The sequence below is a fragment of the Cellulomonas biazotea genome, from assembly GCF_004306155.1.
GTDB lineage: Bacteria > Actinomycetota > Actinomycetes > Actinomycetales > Cellulomonadaceae > Cellulomonas > Cellulomonas biazotea.
Genome location: NZ_BIMR01000437.1, coordinates 1 through 1,194, shown reverse-complemented (window position 1 = coordinate 1,194; position 1,194 = coordinate 1). Strand labels below are relative to the sequence as shown.

General features: G+C 78.9%; 1 protein-coding gene. It reads left to right on the top strand.

The genetic code is table 11. From position 1 onward, the window contains the following. Positions 1 to 1,194: RNA polymerase sigma factor (locus CBZ_RS19895; RefSeq protein ID WP_130783165.1), on the top strand; the 1,194-nt coding region annotated here is incomplete at both ends.

The window sequence follows — 1,194 nt, the reverse complement described above, 5'->3', positions numbered from 1 at the left end:
CGTGGCTGACGACCGTCGCGCGGCGGCGGCTCACCGACGCGTGGCGGTCGGACAGCGCGCGGCGGGCCCGGGAGGCGGCGGTCGCCGTGGACCCGGCGGCCCGCCGCGCCGCGCCCGCCGCCGACGAGAAGCCCGCGTCCCACGACGACACCCTCGCGCTGCTGTTCCTGTGCTGCCACCCGTCGCTGTCCCCGTCGTCGCAGGTGGCGCTGACGCTGCGGGCCGTCGGCGGGCTGACGACCGCGGAGATCGCCGCCGCGCACCTGGTCCCGGAGGCGACCATGGCGCAGCGGATCAGCCGCGCGAAGCGCACGGTGCGGGACGCGTCGTTCACGCTGCCCGGTCCGGCCGAGCGGCCCGCGCGCGTCGAGGCCGTGCGGCAGGTCCTCTACCTCGTGTTCACCGAGGGGTACACGGCGTCGGGCGGCGCGGACCTGGTGCGCGCCGACCTCACGACGGAGGCGCTGCGCCTGGCCCGGCTGCTGCACGCGGTGCTGCCCGACGACGGCGAGACGACCGGCCTGCTCGCCCTCATGCTGCTCACCGACGCGCACCGCGCCGCCCGCGTCGACGACGACGGCCTGCTCGTGCCCCTCACGGAGCAGGACCGCTCGCGCTGGGACCGCGCGCAGGTCGACGAGGGCGTCGCGCTCGTGTCGGCCGCCCTGGCGGTGCACCCGGCCGGCCCGTACCTGCTGCAGGCCGCGGTCGCCGCCGTGCACGCCGAGGCCCCGACCGCCGCGGACACCGACTGGCCGCAGGTCGTCGCCCTGTACCGGCTGCTCGACCACGTCGCGCCGGGCCCGATGGTCACGCTCAACCGCGCCGCCGCCGTCGCGATGGTGCACGGCCCGCAGGCCGGGCTGGACCTGCTGCGCCCGCTCGACGACGACCCGCGCACCGCCGACCACCACCGTCTCGCGGCCGTCCGCGCGCACCTGCTGGAGCTCGCGGGGGACCGGACGGGCGCGCTCGACGCGTACCAGCGCGCCGCCCGCCTGACGACGAGCCAGCCGGAGCGCCGCTACCTCGAGACCCGCGCCGCCCGCCTCCGCCCCCCCTCCCCCACCCACGCCCTCGCCCTCGGCCTCGGCCTCGGCCTCGGCCGCACGCTCTCCCTCACCCGCCCCCTTGCCCGACCCCGTCCTGGCGCCCGATCCGGACGGCTGAGCGGTCGCCAGGACGGGGTCGGCG